Source organism: Sphingomonas rhamnosi (assembly GCF_036663615.1).
Classification (GTDB): Bacteria; Pseudomonadota; Alphaproteobacteria; order Sphingomonadales; family Sphingomonadaceae; genus Sphingomonas.
Genome location: NZ_JAXOJJ010000035.1, coordinates 1 through 1,003, shown reverse-complemented (window position 1 = coordinate 1,003; position 1,003 = coordinate 1). Strand labels below are relative to the sequence as shown.

The 1,003-nt window shown below is 50.2% G+C and carries 2 protein-coding genes; both read right to left on the bottom strand.

Going from position 1 to position 1,003, the window contains the following annotated elements:
- Positions 1 to 13: 13 nt before the first annotated feature.
- Entirely contained in the window at positions 14 to 622 is a 609-nt protein-coding gene (locus tag U1701_RS18670; RefSeq protein WP_332784055.1) for a replication initiator protein A, read from the bottom strand.
- A gap of 83 nt (positions 623 to 705) precedes the next feature.
- The coding region (locus U1701_RS18665) for a hypothetical protein (RefSeq protein WP_332784054.1) at positions 706 to 1,003 on the bottom strand (298 nt) is incomplete at its 5' end.

Here is a 1,003-nt window from a genome sequence, read left to right as displayed (position 1 = left end):
CATGACACGGCAATCACCTTGCAGCTAAATGTGACTTTTGCAGTCCGGCAATAAACCAGTGCGATTTATCAGGTTTCAAATTTAACATCGGCTCTCCATCGGCGCTTTCCAACCATTGAAAAGTGTATCCCAGGGTTGGTTTCTGCACGTGAAGTTTAAGGTCGCGATAGAAGCTCGCTAAGGGTTGAGACGACCCCATTTTGCAATGCAAAGTGCAAAGCTTAATGTTGAACCCGTCTGCGGTGCCGTGAGCATGCTTACGACTAATTAAATATAGCCTTCGTTCAAACCCGGAGGTCAAATTGACAAACCCCGGATCGACGGCAAGCAACTTCTTGGGTTGCGTGGCTTGTCGAAACAGCCATGGGGACACTTTAACGCGAAGGGCTCGGCAGGAGCCGTTTTTTTCGAACTCCTCATAATCCCATCGCTCGATTAGCTGAAAAAGTAGCGGAAGCGGGTCAACCCTCTGTGTTCCCTGTTTCAACCTGAAGCCAGTATGATTAAGTCGATCCAAGCTATCGAAAAGCCTTCGATAATCACTGCCACCAACGGCGTGACCCACATCCCTTAAAAATGTATGGGGATTGAAATAGATGCTGCGGTCAACCAAAGCAAACAATTAGCTTTGCTCCAGCGACACTTGTTTCGAGTTCAATCGTGATAGTGTTTATCGTGCTACATACCCACGTTCTTGGTCTGCGCTCATATCAACACTGGTCTGTAAATTTTCGATGGCTCGATCAAGCTGGGCGCTGCTGCGCCTGCGTCTTTATTCGACATTCGCAAACGATAACCCTTTTCCAGCCAGCCGAGCAGGTCCGTCCGGGCATCGACATAAATATAGTCTTTTTCGAAACGGGTCATTGACACGACGTAGCTGCCGTCGCGGTGCTGGTGCGGGAAAAGCAAAGTCCCGCTGTTTGGGCCGCGCGCAACGAAGGCGTGGAGGCTCATGTCGGCTTTTTGGCTCACGCTGCTTCCTCCGCTTCTGCTGCTCCGG